The sequence below is a fragment of the Candidatus Symbiopectobacterium sp. 'North America' genome, assembly GCF_015762685.1.
Classification (GTDB): Bacteria; Pseudomonadota; Gammaproteobacteria; order Enterobacterales; family Enterobacteriaceae; genus Symbiopectobacterium.
This window is the reverse complement of sequence record NZ_PEHF01000055.1, coordinates 1-19720: the sequence shown is the minus strand read 5'-3', so window position 1 is coordinate 19720 and position 19720 is coordinate 1. Positions and strand designations below refer to the sequence as shown.

17 protein-coding genes are annotated in these 19720 nt (G+C 42.6%); all 17 read left to right on the top strand.

Translation table 11 applies throughout. From position 1 onward, the window contains the following. Positions 1 to 51 precede the first annotated feature (51 nt). Complete coding sequence (locus CS369_RS12530; protein WP_196907348.1) at positions 52 to 759, top strand: class I SAM-dependent methyltransferase; 708 nt, start codon at positions 52 to 54, stop codon at positions 757 to 759. Next, positions 647 to 2161, top strand: a complete 1515-nt coding sequence (locus CS369_RS12525; RefSeq protein WP_196907347.1) for a methyltransferase regulatory domain-containing protein — start codon at positions 647 to 649, stop codon at positions 2159 to 2161. Before CS369_RS12530 ends, CS369_RS12525 begins: the two co-directional genes overlap by 113 nt. Then, the gene (locus CS369_RS12520) at positions 2154 to 3620 is read left to right on the top strand and encodes a hypothetical protein (RefSeq protein ID WP_196907346.1); all 1467 of its coding nucleotides are present in this window, start codon (positions 2154 to 2156) and stop codon (positions 3618 to 3620) included. The genes CS369_RS12525 and CS369_RS12520 overlap by 8 nt, the downstream gene beginning before the upstream one ends. A gap of 65 nt (positions 3621 to 3685) precedes the next feature. Beyond that, positions 3686 to 7159 carry a methyltransferase regulatory domain-containing protein gene (locus CS369_RS12515; RefSeq protein WP_196907345.1) on the top strand — a complete coding sequence of 1158 codons (3474 nt, stop codon included), beginning with the start codon at positions 3686 to 3688 and terminating at the stop codon, positions 7157 to 7159. A 222-nt stretch (positions 7160 to 7381) separates the two neighbouring features. Beyond that, on the top strand, positions 7382 to 8491 hold the full coding sequence (locus CS369_RS12510) for a DegT/DnrJ/EryC1/StrS family aminotransferase (protein WP_280514784.1): 1110 nt from the start codon (positions 7382 to 7384) through the stop codon (positions 8489 to 8491). A gap of 44 nt (positions 8492 to 8535) precedes the next feature. Then, positions 8536 to 9177: a hypothetical protein gene (locus CS369_RS12505; protein ID WP_196907344.1), complete on the top strand. Its 642-nt coding sequence runs from the start codon at positions 8536 to 8538 to the stop codon at positions 9175 to 9177. Between the two features lie 20 nt (positions 9178 to 9197). Beyond that, entirely contained in the window at positions 9198 to 9422 is a 225-nt protein-coding gene (locus CS369_RS12500; RefSeq protein WP_196907343.1) for a phosphopantetheine-binding protein, read from the top strand. Then, a complete protein-coding gene (locus tag CS369_RS12495) occupies positions 9419 to 10159 on the top strand; it encodes an SDR family NAD(P)-dependent oxidoreductase (RefSeq protein ID WP_196907342.1) in 741 nt (246 codons plus the stop codon). The genes CS369_RS12500 and CS369_RS12495 overlap by 4 nt, the downstream gene beginning before the upstream one ends. A gap of 17 nt (positions 10160 to 10176) precedes the next feature. After that, a complete protein-coding gene (locus CS369_RS12490; RefSeq protein ID WP_196907341.1) occupies positions 10177 to 11313 on the top strand; it encodes a 3-oxoacyl-ACP synthase III family protein in 1137 nt (378 codons plus the stop codon). Positions 11314 to 11343: 30 nt separating this feature from the next. Beyond that, the gene (locus tag CS369_RS12485; protein ID WP_196907340.1) at positions 11344 to 11583 is read left to right on the top strand and encodes an acyl carrier protein; all 240 of its coding nucleotides are present in this window, start codon (positions 11344 to 11346) and stop codon (positions 11581 to 11583) included. A gap of 11 nt (positions 11584 to 11594) precedes the next feature. Then, complete coding sequence (locus tag CS369_RS12480) at positions 11595 to 12068, top strand: 3-hydroxyacyl-ACP dehydratase FabZ family protein (RefSeq protein WP_196907339.1); 474 nt, start codon at positions 11595 to 11597, stop codon at positions 12066 to 12068. A 26-nt stretch (positions 12069 to 12094) separates the two neighbouring features. Next, positions 12095 to 13873 (top strand): thiamine pyrophosphate-binding protein, encoded by a 1779-nt coding sequence (locus CS369_RS12475; protein WP_196907338.1) that lies wholly within the window; start codon positions 12095 to 12097, stop codon positions 13871 to 13873. A 21-nt stretch (positions 13874 to 13894) separates the two neighbouring features. Further along, complete coding sequence (locus tag CS369_RS12470; RefSeq protein ID WP_196907337.1) at positions 13895 to 14938, top strand: N-acetylneuraminate synthase family protein; 1044 nt, start codon at positions 13895 to 13897, stop codon at positions 14936 to 14938. A 25-nt stretch (positions 14939 to 14963) separates the two neighbouring features. Then, on the top strand, positions 14964 to 15629 hold the full coding sequence (locus CS369_RS12465) for an MBL fold metallo-hydrolase (protein ID WP_196907336.1): 666 nt from the start codon (positions 14964 to 14966) through the stop codon (positions 15627 to 15629). Further along, positions 15592 to 17031, top strand: a complete 1440-nt coding sequence (locus tag CS369_RS12460) for an AMP-binding protein (RefSeq protein ID WP_196907335.1) — start codon at positions 15592 to 15594, stop codon at positions 17029 to 17031. Before CS369_RS12465 ends, CS369_RS12460 begins: the two co-directional genes overlap by 38 nt. After that, positions 17018 to 18100 carry an acyl-protein synthetase gene (locus tag CS369_RS12455; RefSeq protein ID WP_374191060.1) on the top strand — a complete coding sequence of 361 codons (1083 nt, stop codon included), beginning with the start codon at positions 17018 to 17020 and terminating at the stop codon, positions 18098 to 18100. Before CS369_RS12460 ends, CS369_RS12455 begins: the two co-directional genes overlap by 14 nt. Beyond that, complete coding sequence (locus CS369_RS12450) at positions 18084 to 19289, top strand: acyl-CoA reductase (protein ID WP_196907333.1); 1206 nt, start codon at positions 18084 to 18086, stop codon at positions 19287 to 19289. Before CS369_RS12455 ends, CS369_RS12450 begins: the two co-directional genes overlap by 17 nt. The last annotated feature ends 431 nt before the right edge of the window (positions 19290 to 19720 follow it).

Genomic DNA, 19720 nt, shown 5'->3' with positions numbered 1-19720 from the left:
TTTATTTTTTTACGTTAGTGCCGGATAATAACGGCTAGAAGAATAACGTCCTTGCTGGATTGTGTGTGTATCAAGGTTGATAGTCTGCAGGTAGGTTTAATTGGGAGTTGGTCAAATGGCGGCTTTAGACAGTACAGTAAGTTGGGCAACAAGAACAATAGTGACGTAAAGAACACCACGGCTGAGGACATTGTTCCAACCCCAATGGAGCGAGTCTATGGTTCGGTTGAACATATTCGGGCTGTTTCGTGGCTGTACGGCATTGACACTGTGCCAGCTGAATATTCGCGTACTTTAGTGCTTGGGTGTGAAGACGGATTAAACTTACTGCCTTTTGCCACTGCTTACCCTTCTGCGCAGATCGTTGGGGTTGAATTAGCATCAGAGTCTCTCCCTGAAAAACAGAAAAATGCAGATATCCTGTTGCCGACCAACCTACATCTTTACAGTTTGTCTCTGGAAGCATTACTGGGCAACTCGTGGGAGAATTTTGATTACATCATTGTTCAGGGGAGTTTTTCCCTGCTTGCCAATGACGTGACCGATCTCTTGCTGGCGTTTTTTCAACAAAAGTTGAGTGTGAAAGGCATTATTGCTCTAGATTGGTTTTGCCAGCCCGGAGCTAAATCCATGGAGGCACTACGCGATGCGATCCAACTTCACAGTTGTCGGGGGGAAAATTTTACCGAGCAAGTCGAGCAGGGAAAAGCGATGTTGTCTTGGCTTAACCAGGTATCCCCGAACCGAAAGCCGTCTTGACTTACCTCTGAAGAAAGCGAATGCACTGTCAGGCGATTTATTCATAAACTATTTTCTGGAAAGCAAAAACGAATCCAGTTATTTAGTCGAATTTAATAACCGTATCGAAAATTGCGGTTTGGCCTACGTGGGTGATGTGAGGCCTGAAACAGAAACGCCCGATTTTTACAACAAAGCGTTAGATGAACGGTGGCAGGATATCGCCTTTGGATGTGGAAAGGTGATGGGTCAGCAATATTTGGATATTGCAGTAAATCGTAGTCAGCGTTTTAGTTTATTGGTATCGCAGAGTAGGGCTCCAGAAGTATCTGAGCAGATTGATTATTCCCGATTGGCGGATATGCGTTGGGCTGGGGGGTTCCGCCGTCAGGCTTCCGATCTTCGTGTTATTCATAACTCGCTCGCCAGTCATGATGGTGTCGCTGTTTCTACAGACAATATTCTGACGATGTGTATCCTTGACACCCTCGGAGATGCTTGGCCGTATAGTGTCAGCTTTGACCAACTCGTCTTTCATTGTCGATTGCCAGATGATGATCCAGAATCGCCTTTTTCGGCCGATCTAGAGAAGAAAATAATCAATGCACTGAAAGCATTGCTGAATAAAGGCATCTCAAGCCTCCATTTTCAGTTGGACAAAGATCGCCACAGTTTGTGCAATGAGCACCATGTTGCAGCTAGCGAGAGTGTTAAGCTCCAGTTGCAGAGTGCGCCAGGATCGCTGTCTGTCATTAATCTGTGGCAAGAAGTGGTAGGGCTTACGGAAGAAGAACGGGAACAACTGTTACTTCCAAGCTTAACCCTTACAGCAACCAACCGAACGTTGGTTGACAACCTGCACCATAAAGGTGTGTTAAACGCATCTGCACTGGGCTGGAAACGCTATTATCAGCAGGTCGCGCGCAATGCAGAATTAGTTGATCTTAATCGAGTACCTTGTGCGTTATTACTGTTCTCCAGCAATGTTTCGGCAGGAGGATTCTATACTTGCACCTTTGAACTTCTGGCCAATGAAACAGACACAAACGCTGCGAATCAGGATGAAGACTCGATAGATGGTGAGTTGGTTATTGAAATTAATAGTCTTCTGATTAAAAGTAAAAATGAAAAAGCGATCGCGCTTGTAGAGCATGAACGAGAGCGACTTCTGAAAACGATAAACGGTTGTTATTATTTATCACGATTTTATCGGCGGGTTGCGGATGATGCATCAACTGCACTGATGCTAACGCGTATATTATCTTATAACTCAACGATTTTATTTGTTTACTCAGAGTTGGCGATGGCGCTCTACCAACACCGAGTGTTTTGGACTGCAGGGCGGTTAGCCCGTGCAATTTTGCTCTGTAACCGGAAAAGCTCTCCAGATTGGTTTTTGCTTGGACTCTTACAAAGTGAGTAAAACATTAGATCATGCCGAATACTGTGCACGACAGGCGATGGCATTAGTGCCGAATAATCAGCAAATCGTTGGTCTATTGGGGGGATGCCTTTGCGAACAGGCAAAGACTGATGAGGGAATTGCGTTTCTACGTAAAGCGATAAGAGATCCGATTTCTGATTACTATGTCTACAGCCAATTGGCATTTATTCTTTCTCACAGTAAAAATGCGACTGCCCAAGAGCTTATGGATTGTCATTTGGCCTATGCCAAAGGAGAAATGGCATGGGCCGCGCATCAGACGTTCGAAGGTTATCGACCCCTCGAAAAATCTTTCGATAGGAAACTGCGTATCGGTTTTGTATCTGGTGACCTTAGATATTGGCATCCAGTGGGCTTTTTTTTCACACCGATTTGGGACAAGTTAGATCGGGAACTGTTTGAATTATACTGCTACAACAACAGCCCCTCCTATTTGCGCAATGCGGGTACGGATCACTTCGAAGCAACCTCAGATGCCTGGCGAGATATTCAATATGTCAACCCAATTGAATTAGCCGAGATGATAAAGACGGATAAGATTGATATATTGATCGATCTTTCTGGGCATACCGGATACAACCGGTTAAGCACCTTTGCGTTAAAACACGCGCCGATACAAATTTCTTGGGTTGGTTATCATACTACCACGGGATTGCCTGTAATGGATTATTACGCGACTATTTTCCCTGTGGCGAAAGATCCCGTGATTGAGGCGCAATTTACGGAAAAATTGATCTACCTTTCTCTGCCGAATAGTTTTGACAACAAGGAATCCACGATACCTGTCAACCCATTGCCTGCACTTAAGAACGGCTATTTCACCTTTGGCAGTTTCAACCGCCCGAATAAGGTCAATGATGATGTGTTAGATGCGTGGGCGGAGATATTAAAACGCGTTCCAACGTCAAGAATGCGCATTGGCAACATGCCGAGTGCTATTTGGGCTCACATTATTGAGAATTTGCACCGCCGAGGTATTGATATCAATCGAGTTAAGCTATTTGAAAACATGAGGTTAGAACATTATTTTCAGGCGCATAACGACGTCGATTTGTTGTTAAATACCTTTCCATTTACAGGCGGCACTGTCACAAATCATGCTGTATGGATGGGGGTACCAACCATTTCACTGGCGGGTGAGACACTGGTGTCACGTCAGGGGGCATCCATTATGCAGTCTTGCGGATTGTCGGCGTTTATTGGGTACAGTAAAGACGAATTCATCGAAAAAGCTGTGCTTTGGTCGAGTAAAACTAACGAACTCAATGCCATTCGTCTTAGCCTGCGCGATCGTGTAAAAGCGGCTAGCGATGGTGCTGGTAAGGTATCGGTTTCAGACTGCGTGGGGCAGATGTGGCGTGAATGTTGGCGGCGTTATTGTTTAAGGCTGGAACCTGAGAGTTTTTCAGTCGGGCAACCTTACTCAGCGGATCAATAGTTGCTATTGAGCAGCTATGCCACCGTAAAGCGATTGGACTAATGAATTAAGGATATCCACTTAATATGCAAGATAATTCTGTTGACCTTGTTAATGTTGCTGATGAAACAGTACATCGCCCACAAATTGAAACGTCATATGCATCGCCGGTACATATCAAGGCGGTGGCCTATTTATACTGTATCCATACGCCTGCAGTAGAAAAAGCCAGAGTACTTGAACTGGGATGTGGTGCTGGGGATAACATACTGCCGTTTGTACTTGCTTATGAAAAGAGTCAGGCGGTTGGTATTGATCTGGATGATGCGCTGATTAGCCAAGGGCAACATGCATTACGCACAATGTCAGTGCCAAATCTTCAGTTGGCGACCGCGGGAATTGATGAATTATTAAACAGTGATTTGGGGGAGTTTGATTACATTATCATTCATGGTCATTTCTCTACGATCAATAATGCAATGCGCTCGGCGCTATTAGAATGGGTTAAGCTGCATTTAACGCCCAAAGGGATAGCTTGTCTGGCATGGAGTACTTATCCCGGCTATAAGGTTGCTGAAGTATTGCAGGATGCGCTGCAATTGCATAGCAGCCTGGCACAAACGCCAGCAGAACAACTTGATAGTGCTCGTGCGATGCTAACTTTCATGTCTCTGGGACTGGCTGCAAAAAATACATTAAGTGAACCAATGCGTGAGCTGGTTAAACACGCTGAAACCAGCTCAGATTTAGCCTTGAGTCTGAGGTATCTTCAGGGTTTGAATGAGCCATGCTATCTACTCGATTTCCATGCTATGGCTGCCGGTGCTGGATTTGCCTATGTAGGGGATCTTCTGCCTCATACCGAGATTGCGGGGTACTATGGTGGTGACGTTGAGAAACTGCATAATGCAATATGCCCGGGTGATAACAAGTTGCTGGGTCAGCAATACCTGGATTTTGCTGTTGGACGTAGCCATCGTTTTAGTTTGTTAGTGCCTGAACAGCGTGCAAAGGACATTCTGCCAACACCTGATTTAGCGCGGTTGACGCATTTTCATTGGGCGGGGAGTTTTCAGCGAGGTGTAACTAACGAAGGCTATGTGGCCAATGCGCATTATTCTGGCAGTGGTGTTGTTGTGCATATCAATCATGACTTAGCGCTGAACATGATGGATGTGATCAGTGATGCCTGGCCCCACAGTGTCAGTTTTGATCAATTGGTGTTTAATACCCGAGCGCCAGAATATGATAAAGAAGATAAGCAGCATCAGCAGGATGTGTTGGATGCGCTTACAATGCTTTTTCGCAGTGGAATCGATGGATTGCACTTTAGCCAAGAACAAGGGCGTTATAATAGTAGCTCATCGACATCAGTACAGCTCCTACCTTGTGTTGCTGCCTTATTGCGGGGTAACGTACCCGCGCATACCGCTATCGGTGCTTTCAATCTTTGGCATGACAAGATTACGTTTACCTTTACTCAGCAAGAACAAGATTACCTGAGGCTGCTGTTATGCCAGAAATCTGACATGCCACTTGACGCTGATTGCTACGAGTTCATGGAGCGTCTACGTATAGGAGGCGTGCTGTGGGGGAGCGTCCCTGCCTGGCAACATTATTTTCAGCAACTGTTGCAAGCATGTTCATCAAAGAGCGAGCGCTATCTCGGGGCATTGATCATGTATTGCAGTGAAACCAGCATCGGGGGATACATCAGCCCGGATTCAGAAAAAGTGAAGAAGTCTCACCACAGTAAACGTGTGGCTGATGCTAGGCCAGTCGATAAAAAGGTACAACAGCAAATTAGAGACCTTATCAGTATTAGTGATTATGCGGCGGCTCGGAGCAAGGCTAAAGCGTTGGTCGAAGAAATGCCATCGAACATGTATTGCTGGTATCTGCTCGGGCAAACAAACTTAAAGACAGGTGCATATGACGAGGGGCTGGCTGCCTTGATGAAAACATTGTCGATGCATGCTACGAGCTGGAGTGTATACCTGGATGCTGCTTATGCCTTTTGGTATAGCTACCGACACTACTATGCCGGGCGTTTGGTACGCAAGATATTGCGTTGCGATCGTCGTAATGCAGGGGCATGGAATATGCTCAGCACCTTGTATAAAGACAGCAATGAGATGGCCCAAGCTGAATTTTGCGTTCGAAAAGCAGAACAATATGCGCCAGAAGAACCTAACATATTAAACAACCTGGCCAACCTGCTCAGCTCGCAAGGGCGGATGAGTGAAGCTGTGGACTGTTTTCGCCGTATGCGTGCTATTGCTCCTGATGACTGTGATTTATATAGCAGCTATCTTTTCACGCTGCTACACGATGTACGGGAAACGCCTGAGTCACTTTATGCAGAGCACCGAGGGTATGGTGTATTGGTCGAGCAACTGGCACAACAGTATCATCGGCATTTCATCCCGAAAGGAATACGGGAACCTGGGCGTAAATTACGCGTTGGTTTTGTTTCTGGAGATCTATGGAATCACCAAGTGGCGAACTTCTTAAGGCCCATTTGGGAGAGTATCAATCGGGAGCACTTTTCGCTTTATGGCTTTGCGTCATCAAATAAGTACGACAATGTTACGCAGTCCTTTGAGCAAACTGCTGACGGATGGCACGCTGTGTATCGCAAGAGCGATATAGAGTTAGCTGAGCTAATCCATGAGGAACAGATTGATATTCTGTTTGATCTTTCTGGTCATACTGCGTGTAATCGCTTGCCTATGTTTGCGTTTAAACCTGCTCCCATACAGATAAGCTGGATTGGTTGTCCTGGCACCACAGGAATGTCAGCAATGGACTATTTCCTTGTTTTTAATTTGGCTCCGAGAACGAAAAACTTCCAACAACAATTTGTGGAAAAGCTGGTTTATCTGCGTAGCGAACTTCAATTTAAAATTGTGGACAATAGCCCTGAAGTGAACGAATTACCTGCTATAAAACGTGGGGGATTCACGTTTGCTAGCATGAATCGTATACAAAAACTTAACGATTATATTTGCGATGCATGGGCCCAAATACTCAAGTCGGTGCCCGATAGTCGAATGATTATCGCAGGTCTCTCCGGTAAACAAGACATTGCCATTTTGCGCGCTAAATTTGATAGCTATGGAATAGCATCATCTCAACTTGTTTTTCATGAAAGGCTGTCGTTAAGTGAGTATCTGGCATTACATCATGAAATTGATTTATTGCTTGATACTTACCCTTACTCTGGAGGGACAACTACCAACTATGCGCTTTGGATGGGGGTGCCGACACTCATGTTGACGGGGGAAAACTACCATACATGGCAAGGTGTTGCTGCATTAAACGCACTGGTCTTGGACGGATTTGTCGCTTCTTCAAAGCAAGAATACATCGAGCAAGCCATTAGCTGGTCAACTCGGCTTGATGAACTGAATCAATGCCGGCAGGCCTTACGGGCTCGCTTCAAGGCGATTGAAAAACAAGGTGGGTCGCCCTCACTGTACTTTGAGCAAATGATGCGAGGCGTCTGGATGAATTACTGTGATGGTAAACCTGCGCAAGCATGTGCATTCGGGTATTGATAAGTAGAGTAATCACCGCTCAAAATGTTATTATGTGACAAGGACCTTTGAGTTGTGATGTATGCTGGCAATGACTTCTCAATATGTAATTGATGGCTGTACTCGCCATCAATTACAGCACAAAAGGTATGGGCAAGCAAAAGTGGTGTGGTTCTCTGGTAGCGTAAGGCAGGGCGGTAGCGTGCCTAAAAAAGATAAGAATGAATCGTGGAGAGCATTAGCGTGAAAAATATCTATGTCAATAGACCGCTGCTTCCTCCTTTGGAGGAGTTTGTCCCGTATCTAGAAAAAATTTGGGATAACAAATGGTTAACTAACAATGGTCCATTTCACCAGCAGTTCGAGCAGCAATTGGCTGACTATTTGGGTGTCAAGTACATCAGCGTTTTTTCCAACGGTACCCTGGCGTTGTTGACTACATTACAAGTTTTACGCATTACGGGGGAAGTGATAACAACACCCTATTCTTTCGTTGCGACATCACACACGTTGTTGTGGAATGGTTTGACGCCTGTATTTGCTGATATCGACCCTAAAACGTGCAATATCAATCCAGAAAAAATTGAACAACTGATCACATCAGCGACGTCAGCAATTTTACCTGTGCATTGCTACGGGATACCCGCAGATGTTGAGCGTATTCAACAAATCGCAGATATTTATGGGTTGAAGGTCATTTATGATGCAGCACACGCTTTTGGTGTCAAAAAAGAGGGTGTCAGCATTCTTAACCATGGTGATTTATCAATACTGAGTTTTCATGCCACGAAGGTATTTAACACCATTGAGGGTGGGGCAATAATTTGTCCTGATGAGAAAACAAAAAAACGAATTGATTACCTTAAGAATTTTGGTTTTACCGATGAAGTGACTGTTGTAGCGCCAGGAATTAATGGCAAAATGAATGAAGTTCAGTCAGCGTTTGGATTGTTACAGTTACAATATATCGACAAAGCACTTGAGTTGAGAAAATCCATTTCTGAAAGGTATTGTCATGTCTTATCTGATATAGAGGGTATCAGAATAGTTGATGTTCCTGACAATGTTGAATGGAACTATGCGTACTTTCCTATATTTATAGACAATCGCTACCCTTGTGGCAGAGACGCACTCTACAACAAAATGAAAGCTGCAGGTGTTTTTGCTCGCCGTTATTTCTACCCCCTGATAAGTGATTTCCCTATGTATAAGATGCATAAAAGGGGAGATCTCTCTGAGTCTGTCAGTATTGCCAATTCTGTACTGTGTATTCCTATCTATCCAGATTTAGATATAGAAGAGCAGGAAAAAATCATCTCACTAATCAAAAATGCAACAGCTGGAGACGACTAGCGCTGTATATTCGCTTTTTTGTCTTTTGGGTATGGAATGATTATATGAATCGTATTTTTATTGTTGGTGGTGATGGCCTGGCTCGCGAAGTCTATTCATATATAGATAGGATGATGCAAGCGGGTGAAAAAATCCAATTTGGTGGGTTTCTCGGACATAACGGATACGACAATCCTGAAAATTATAAAGAATACAAAGAGTTATATGTTTGTGACGTAGATGGTTTTGTATTTGAGGAAAACGATTGTGCGGTGATCGGCGTAGCAAAGCCTGCTATAAGAAAAAGTATATATACTTATCTGAAGAATCGCGGCGTGAAAATGCCAAATATTATTGACCCATCATGTATTTTATTTCCGCACAGTGAGCTTGGTGATGGTAATATTTTAGCCATACGAACTTTGATTTCAACCAATGTTCATATTGGAAACGGAAATTTGTTTAATGGCGGCGTCGAAGTTGGGCATGATGCTATTATTGGTGACTTTAATTTTATATCGCCTAACGTCCGTGTCCTTGGAAATGTTAAGGTTGGAAGTGAAAATATTATTGCAACATCTTCAGTTTTACTTCCTAAATCACGTATTGGAAACGAAAATACGATAGTTCCTGTGTCTGTGGTTTATAAGGGCTGTGGTAATAACTGCTATATGTCTGGTAATCCGGCAGTTAAAGTGAATAATTGATGATAATTGGAGCGACAATCATGACTGAGAAAGAATTTTTATCAGAAGTTCAGGAATTATTGCAGACGGATGAAGTTTTGAGCATGGATACTCATCTGCCAAGTCTTGCTGACTGGGATTCGCTTTCTATCATGGCTATGATGGCATTTCTTGAGCGTAATTTCGGTGCCAAAACGACCATGGCCGATTATAAAAACATTAAAGACCTCAGCGAAATTGTAAAAATGGCAAATATCACGCTATGAGTGATTTTTTCAGCGGAAAGGTATTCCTTGTTACCGGAGCATCATCTGGCATCGGCGAATCAGTTACTTTAAAGTTGAACGCATTGGGTGCCAAGGTCATTGCTGTAGGCAGAAACCGGGAGCGATTAGAAAAAGTGCGAGAAAAGAGTCAATTCCCGCACTATATTTTCTCTGAAGTTAAAGAGTTAGCTGAAAATATTGAAACGATGTCGAGTTATGTTCAGGCCTTGAAAGACCACTATGGGAAAATGCAGGGCTTGGCGTGGTGTGCAGGCATCTCCGATATTGTGCTTTTACGAAGCCTTTCTTACGAAGGTATAAAGGATACGTTCGCGATTAATTATTTCTCACCGCTGATGATGGCTAAAGCTTTCTCCGATCGCCGTGTTAATAATAATGCAGGAAGTTCTATGGTTTTCGTGTCCAGTGTCGCTGCACAATTGTGTGACAGAGGACATACCGAGTACGCTGGAAGTAAGGCAGCACTCTGTGCATCGATAAGGTGCATAGCCAAAGAGTTGGCGCCCTCTAGAATCAGAGCCAATTGTGTTTTACCGTCAACGATAGATACGCCTTTAACAACGGCAATGGTAGAAAAATACAACACTGAGCATCAACAATATTCAATGGGGATCGGAGCAGTTGATGATGTATCCGAAATGATAATTTTTTTACTTTCTGATAAGTCAGCTTGGATCACAGCTCAAAATTATGTTGTAGATTGTGGAAGTTTTTAATCAGAGAGGTCATTGATATGTCATTGTCAACGTTCAAGCATGCCAAGGTTTCTACTATTTTTTGTGTTTTGCCAGAAAATCAAAAAAATATTGATGATGAAATTAAATTTTATGAAAATGATGCCGCCAAACTTAGTCGAAATAAAAAAATATTAGGTTTAGGCACGCGTCATGTTGTATCCGATGGCGTTACGGCTGCTGATTTATGTGAGGCAGCTGCGCGAGTGCTGATAAAAAAGATGGATATTGATGTCAATGAGATTGATACTCTCATTATGGCATCTATCAACCATGATTATATCGGAAACTCAGATGCATGTATTATTCAGGGGAAGTTAGGGTTATCTGAGGAGTGTGCTTGTTTCGACACCAGTGGCCTGGGATGTACCGATGCTATCTATGCGCTTTGGTTGGCGCATTCTCTGGTTGAAAGCGGGGCATCAAAAAAATGTTTAGTACTTGAAGGTTCTTCAAGTAGTCTTATTACAAATGTAAGAAATAGAAACGCAAATATGTTGTTTGGCGATGCGGGAGCCGCTATCTTGGTTGACCGCTCTGACAAAGAATATGAATCGTTTTTTCACCTAAAAAGTTTAGGCAAAGATTGGAAAAAAATTGTCACGCCAGCGGGTGGTTTTAGACTGCCTGTTCAACGTGATATTGTAGATTTGGAAATCATGGATCCTGTCGGAAACCCGTATCACTTGTCAGATTCGGTGATGCAAGGTGGTGATGTCTTTAAGTTTGCTATAGATAATGCACCGGACTCGATCAGTAAAGTTATTGAATATGCAAAAAGTAGCTATCAAAAAATTGATTTTTTTGCTATCCATCAGGCGAATGGACAAATTGTTAGAACCATTATTAACCATGCTGGGTTACCCAAATATAAAGCTTCAGCTGAAACATTTTCTAAATATGGAAACTGTGGTGGCACATCTGTGCTGGTTAATTATTGCGACCAAATGTTTGGTAAAGTAAGTAATAGTACGCTTTTCGTTTCTTTTGGTGTTGGACTTTCGGTTGCGAGTTGTAAGCTGGATCTGTCCGATACGATAAACGGTGGTGTTACTTTATATAAAACACCTGACTGTATCCAATCAAGAGATCAGCTGATCTCTGAGTGGGTTAAATTTATAAAAAACGAAGATTGATTTTAAGTAAAGTACAATATAGAGGTTATCATGTCTAATTTTGAAAAATATAAATCTGCATTTGTTACAACGTTTGATATTGAGAATGAAAATGGCATTGAGGAACTTAAGTATCAATCTATCGAAGCGTGGGATTCAGTCGGTCACATGGGGTTGATTGCCGCATTAGAAGACGACTTTGGCATTATGCTTGATACAGATGACATCGTTGATTTAAGTTCCTTCCAAAAAGGAATTGAAATACTTAAGAAGTATAATGTTGAAATTTAAGTGAGACAGCGATGAGTGACATCAGTATTCTGCGCGATCTTGGGCCTTTAGAGATCCAGAAATATCAACAAAATCGTTTTCCTTGTTTTTTTGTTGATGCTATTGAAGAAGCCATTCCTGGTAAAAATGCTCGAGGATTTAAAAACTTTACTTACAATGAATGGTTTTTCCCCGCTCATTTTGAGGACGAGCCTGTTGTTCCTGGTTTTATTCTTATCGAAACGCTGACACAAGTGTTTTTGATGACTTTCTTAACAAAACCAGAGAATAAAGGAAAGAAGACAGGTTTCTTATCTGTTAAAAATGCAAATTTTAAACAGAAGGTTATTCCAGGAAAACGTTTGGATATTGTGGCTGAACTTGATTCTTATTCCAGAGGGATTGCGAAAGGGAAATCTACTGGGTTTATCAATGGTGAGGTTGTTTGTCAGGTTGAGTTGGTTGTTGCTGTGCCTGATACGCTAAACCTTTATCTTCCAAAGTAGATTTTATTTCGTAGGAGTTTCTCATTATGCGCGTCTCTGATTACGTGATGCAACGGCTGCACCAATCGGGTGTGGACGATCTATTTATGGTGACAGGTAGAGGTGTCCTGTATTTATCTGATGCTGCAGCTAAGCATCAGGAACTTAACTGTGTTTGCGTTCACCATGAGCAGGCTGGCGCTTACGCCGCCATGGCCTATTCCCAAGTTAATGGGGTATTAGGGGCCTGTTTGGTATCAACCGGTTGTGCAGCGACGAATGCGATAACCCCTGTGCTATGTGCCTGGCAAGATGATATTCCCATGGTTATCATTTCTGGGCAGAATACTTTAAAAGAAACAGTCGATTACACAGGATTACCTATACGAACCTATGGTCAGCAAGAAGCCGACATCATTAGTTTGGTAAAACCAATTACCAAATATGCGGTAATGATCGATGATCCTACCCAAATTGCAGTGGAAATGGATAAAGCGCTTTATATGGCCCAGCATGGACGCAAAGGACCTGTTTGGATTGATATCCCTTTAGATATTCAGAATATGCGCGTTGAGGAAGAAGAGCTTGAGCGTTATACACCCACTGAGGCTAAATTAAGTGCCTCACATGAAGATATTGATTGGCTGTGCGAAACGTTAGCTGGCGCTCAGCGGCCTGTTGTGGTCATTGGCAGCGGTGTTCGCTCGGCGGGAGCACAATCACTTTTCAGTGACTTCATCGAAAAAACGTCGATTCCTGTTGTATATTGCGCATCAGCTACAGATGTTTATAGGTCCGAGCATCAATTATCCATTGGTGCTGTAGGAACAATGGCAACCAACCGGGCTGCGAATTTTGCTATGCAAAATTCTGATCTATTGGTCATAATTGGCGCTCGTATGACATCAATGACTACTGGGTCTAACCCGGAAAAATTTGCTCGTGCTGCGCGTATTGTTGCTGTTGATATCGATGAAAACGAATTTCGCAAAGATAACATCAAGATTGAAAAGTTAATATTATCTGACGCGGGCATTTTTTTGGAAAAAATCAATCAGAGAAACATTACTGTTACCTGGAGTGATTGGGCTGAAAAATGCCTCCATTACAAGAAAATATTTCCCAAGTGCGAAGAAAAATATACCAAAAGCGACAAGATCGATCTGTACTATTTAGCTGATATACTTTCGGAACATTTGGCTGATGACGCAGTTTTTGTGACTGATTCAGGCTTGGAAGAGTTGATTTTACCGACTACGATCTCGTTCCAGAAACAACAAAAATGCTTACATCCTGCTTCTCAAGGGGCGATGGGCTACGCGTTGCCCGCTGCTATCGGTGCCTATTTAAGCTCTCATAAGCAAGTGGTTACGGTGATTGGTGATGGCTCGATTATGATGAATTTGCAGGAGTTGCAAACAATAGCCCACCATCAGTTGCCTATTAAAATCATTGTAGCTAATAATAATTGTTACGCGGTAATCAGAAAACGGCAGGTTGATTTATTTAGAACGCGCACAATTGGCACCGATGCGGATAATGGAGTGTCATGTCCCGATTTTTCAAAGGTAGCCCTGTGTTTTGGTCTTCATTATGAAAAAGTGGAAACGTCTGTAGATCTTAATGAAGCAATAGAGCGTGTTCTGAGTCACGAAGGCCCCGTTATTTGTGAGGTCATGTGCACTGAGGATCAAGAATATATTAATACATCGTATGTTCGCACCAGTAAAGGTCGTTTCGCTCAGCGTCCATTGGAAGATCAGGCACCATTTCTTGAACGTACGTTGTTTTTATCAGAAATGATCATTGACCCTATCGATCAATAAAATTTAGCTAAGAGGTTTGCTATGCCGGATGTGTTGTTAAAAGATGGAAAGTGTATTGGTAGTGGGAACAAACCGTATTTTATTGCTGAAGTTAATTCAAGCCACAATGGTGATATTGAAATAGCGCGCAAAATGATTGATAGTGCTAGAATGGCTGGGTGTGACTGCGTAAAATTCCAGTCCTGGTCTGCTGATTCGCTCTATTCAAAGAACTATTATGACAGTAATCCGATTGCAAAAAGAATCATTTCAAAATTCTCCCTTGCCGAAATTGAGTTATTAGAATTGGCAAAATACTGTCAGAGTGTAGGCATTGCATTTGCCTCAACGCCTTATTCTCGACATGAAGTGGATTTTCTTGTAGATGAATGTGGAGTACCTTTTATCAAGGTAGCTTCGCAGGATGTGAATAACTACCCCTATCTTAAATACATCGCGAGTAAGCAAGTTCCTATTATTTTATCGACAGGGATGGCTGATATCGAAGAAGTGCGTAAGGCTGTCGACGCCATTACATCACAGAATAATCAACAAATTATTCTATTGCACTGTGTGTCAATTTATCCTGCCGCACCGGAAACGATTAATCTTAATAATATTGTAGGTCTAAAAGCACTTTTTAAAGACTATCCCGTCGGTTTTTCTGATCACACGTTAGGTGTGGAGATTCCAACGGCATCGATTGCGTTAGGAGCCACTGTCATTGAAAAGCATCTTACTCTGGATAAAACCAAAATGGGGATGGATAACAACATGGCCATTGAACCGGATGAGATGAAACAGTTGGTTGATCAGTGCAATAATGTTTATCTGAGTATGGGGAGCGAAACTCGCGTCGTTTCTGTGTTAGAACTGGCTCAGCGTGAAAAGATGCGTCGTAGTGTGGTTTTTATTCGAGATTTACCGGCCGGACATCAGCTGCAAATCGAAAATTTTGATGTTAAACGTCCTGGAACGGGTCTCGCCCCTGAGTGGATCGAGCAATTGGCGGGATACACCCTGAAGAAGGATGTTAAAGCAGACAATTTAGTCTCGGGTGAAGATATTGTTGAAAAATTAAACTAACATGTATACTTGTACGGTTAACGGCGTGACAGTGAGGCGTTTTGTCTATCCTTATATTAACGCCAATATGTATTTCATCGTAGATAATGGACGAGCGATTGTTATCGATCCGCACCAGAGTGATGAGCTACACGCTTTATTAATATCACAGAATATCAATGATATCCTGATTCTCTTGACGCATGAGCATCCTGACCATACATCAGGGGTTAATTGGGTTCGGACATTTGCCAATTCTACGGTGATCTGTCAGGATTCTTGTGCTCAGATTATAGCAATAGAAAAGAATAATCGCCCGGTGTTATTATCCTTTATCCTTGCTGAACAAGATAGAATCAATAATACCAATACGGCTGATGAATTTAATAAAATCTTCCCTCAATATGTATGTGCAGCGGATATAACCTTTTCTCAAGAGTACATTCACCAATGGCAAGGAAGAACAATAAAGTTTTTATCTACACCAGGTCACTCTAAAGGGAGTGCAGTAATTATTTTTGATGAAATAATGATTTTTACCGGTGACTCGTTGTTGAAAAAAATCCCTGCTATCACGCGTTTCCCCGGGGGAAGTACAAAAGACTATAATAATATTACCCTACCTTTTCTAAAGTCATTAGATGAGGATATGCTTTGTTTTCCTGGTCATGGAGATGAAGGCACGCTTAAGGAGATATTTCATAATTTTTGACTTTTCTAAATATTCTGACAATACTGCCGTTGTTACTGAGCAAGGTAATACAGTCTCTTATCGAGAGCTTGATGAATTTTGCTCCAGACTTGCTCAGAATGTAAAAAAAAGATCATTGATATTTAACTTGAGTGCTAACTGTTTGGGGTCATTAATCGGATATTTGATGGCATTAAAATGTGGCCATGTATCATTAATGCTCAATGAGGATATTAACGAGGAACAACTTAATAATTATATATTAATTTATCAGCCTGACTATATATATGTTCCTCAAGCTCTATCTGACCGATTCTCCTATCCTGTTCTTTATACAGCACATGAATATTCGTTGTTAAGTGTTTCCAAAAAACAAACAGATATGCATGATGAATTGGCATTACTGCTGACCACATCAGGCTCGACGGGTAGTCCAAAATTAGTCCGACAAAGTTATAACAATTTGGCAGCTAATACTACATCTATTGTTGAATATCTCAACATTACAGCCTCTGAAAGAGCTATTACGTCATTGCCTATGAATTATACATATGGGCTTTCGATCATTAATTCTCATTTAAGTCGTGGGGCTAGTTTATTTCTTACGAAAGCGACAGTGATGCAGAGAGACTTTTGGGCTCAGATGACACAATATTGCATTACGTCTTTAGCTGGCGTTCCTTTCACTTATGAGATGTTGAAAAGACTCCGTTTCACATCATTAGCATTGCCTGATTTAAAAACGTTGACGCAAGCAGGGGGGAAATTGTCTCCTGATTTGCACCGCGTATTTGCGCATTATGCGAAAGATAACAATAAATCTTTTGTCGTAATGTACGGTGCTGCTGAAGCAACGGCTCGTATGGCGTACCTACCCTCCGATAAAGCCATCGATAAATGTGGCAGTATAGGTAAAGCGATCCCCGGAGGAGAATTTGCACTCTGTGATGAACGAGGAAACCTTATTGCCCAAGAGGGCGAGGTTGGTGAGCTGATTTATTGGGGGGACAATGTTGTATTAGGGTACGCGGAATGCTGTGAGGATCTTCAAAAGGGAAATGAATTTCAAGGGCGCCTTTCTACCGGTGACATGGCTCGCTTTGACAGTGAAGGATATTATTATGTTGTGGGACGGAAAAAACGGTTCCTCAAAATTTTTGGCAATCGAGTCGGTTTAGATGAGGTTGAAGTAGAACTTCGTGACGCTTTTCCCGATATTCACTGTGCGTGTGCGGGCATTGATGACAGAATGTATGTATTTATTACGGATGATAGTGTTAGCGCCCAAGTTAAACGTTTCTTGGTTGAGCAGACTCAACTGAATCATATCGCCTTCAAGATTATCACGCTCGAAAGCATTCCAAAAAATGGAGCGGGAAAAACGCTCTACTCACAACTGGAAGCATATTATAATGCAATATGATGATATTCTTCATTCCTTGCCTTACTCACTTAATAGAGAAGAAAAGCACGCTTTGGTTTTGCCGCGTTTATCCGATCTGACGGCGCATCATTATGCGCATTGTTTGGCTTACCGTCGCATTTTTAATGGTTTGAACCTGGCACAGGTCAATTATCAGGCAGTTGAAGATATTCCTTTTATTCCTGTTTCTTTATTCAAAGAGATGGCGCTTTCCAGCGTTGCTTCGGACCAGATCGTAAAAACAATGACATCTTCAGGCACCACTGGACAACGTGTTTCCAAGATATTTCTAAATAAAGCAACTGCTGCTAATCAACAAAAGACTTTGGTAAAGATTCTTAATGATTTTATTGGCCCATCGCGATTGCCATTGTTGATTATCGATTCTCAATCGGTCATGAAAGATCGTCGACTTTTTTCGGCCCGTGGTGCCGGTATCCTCGGTTTTTCGATTTTTGGTACTGATAGGACCTATGCGTTGGATGATAATATGGCGTTAGATTTTCCAACAATCCTTGCTTTTCTGGATAAGCATCGTGGTAAACCTATCTTGCTGTTTGGTTTTACCTTTATGGTATGGCAGCATTTTTATAAGCAGCTGCTTGCAAACGATAAAAAAATAGATCTCTCATCTGGCATATTAATCCATGGTGGAGGTTGGAAAAAATTACAGTCTGAAGCAGTCTCTCCTGCTGGGTTTGTTGCTGCATTGAATCAAGTTTGTGGCATACAACGCGTCCACGATTATTATGGGATGGTTGAACAAACCGGCTGTATCTACATGCAATGTGAAGAAGGCCATCTGCATGCCAGTATTTTCTCCGATATTATTATTCGCAATCACAACGATTTTTCGGTATGTGCTGAGGGAGAGCCGGGCATTATCCAGGTGCTGTCTCTGCTCCCCGAATCATATCCTGGGCACTCTCTTATTACTGAAGATCGGGGCGTCATATTGGGAGAAGACAATTGCCCCTGTGGTCGTAAGGGCAAATACTTCAAGATTCTTGGGCGTGTAAAAAATGCTGAACTGCGAGGATGTAGTGATACCTATGCAGCACAATTTTGAGAACACCTCTTTTTTGGTGGGGAATATCACTGCACTCCAGCAGATGAATCGTTTGCGCGCGCGCTCCCTTTTTGATGAAGAAATCATCGATTTTTTGAACAGTCTGGCAAAACGATTATTCCTTAATCCATTAGCGAAAACCTATCCTGATATGATCAGTTTTGCTTTTTGGTGCCGCAAGAGTTCTGTATTAAGCATGAAACAGGGATACCCGGATTTGTCGACCCGTTGGGGACGTGGTGTCGCGTTTCACATCGCCCCCTCGAACGTTGCCGTCAACTTCGCCTACTCGCTGGTTGCAGGGCTGTTGAGTGGCAATGCGAATGTGGTTAGGGTGCCATCGCGTGATTTTCAGCAGGTAGATATCATTTGTCACGAAATAAAGATGACATTGCAAGAGTATCCGCAGATTTCACCTTATATTTGCCTGATACGTTACGAGCGTGATAAAGCAACTAATGATTGGCTTTCTGCACGTTGTCATAGCCGGTTGATCTGGGGAGGTGACGCCACGATCATGGCGCTCCGCGAATCACCTATGCTAGCGCGAAGCATCGATATTGCCTTCGCAAATCGTTATTCTTTTGCATTGGTGGATACGGCTCATTATTTGTCAGTACCGGATAAACGTGCTGTAGCTGAGCATTTTTATAATGATACTTTCTTGACGGATCAAAATGCCTGCACTTCGCCAGGGTTAATTATCTGGTTAGGTCACGATGATGAGGTGAACTCGGCACGTGCGACATTTTGGGCTGAATTTGAAGCATTTTCTCAGGAGAGATATATCCTGCAGGAAGCCGTTGCTATCAAAAAATTGACTCAGTTTTGCCTGTTGAGTAGTGCACGTGAAGGGATAACGAAAGTATCTGGGGATAGAAATCTGGTTTATCGTGTCCAGTTGGACTCTCTGGATGAGGAAACGATGAGCTTCACTGGCGCTGGTGGCTATTTTATGGAGTATCTGGCGCATGATATAAGTGAAATATATCCTGTGTGTGATGAGCGCTGTCAGACAATTTCTGTGTTGGGAGTAACCAATAACACGCTTGCTAGCTTTCTTTCTCAGTATCAACCCAAAGGTGTCGATCGTATTGTTCCTATGGGAAGAAGTATGGACTTCAGTTTACAATGGGATGGTTATGACCTGATTTACACGCTCTCACGGACCATCAATCTTACACTCTAAAACTTGATCTGTTGTTGCCGCTCAATTCATTGAGATAAATCAGGCAATAAATTTACGCATATTCCCTCTAAAAGTCCTGGCCTCAAACCGGGACTTTTTTCTTTCAGAATTAGACAAATCGATGCAATAGGCGTTGTGTTTCGCTACGATTGCAGAGGTCTGTCATTCAATGATATGTCGCTGCGTGAAGATTTTTAGTTCACCGGTATGGGCTATTGAGTAATAAAGCTAAACAGCCTCGTCTGCATGCCAGGCAAAGCGACTAACCCACCTAGCAGACTGCTCTTCATAAAGCCATCCTCGTGAAGGGCTGATAGTGTAAGTATCCCGGTAAACCGAACCATTCACTTTTAGAGATCTTCTGACACACTGATTATGTCCCGTTGAGGAGATCGCCATGCGTAAAGCCCGATTCACCGAACACCAGATCA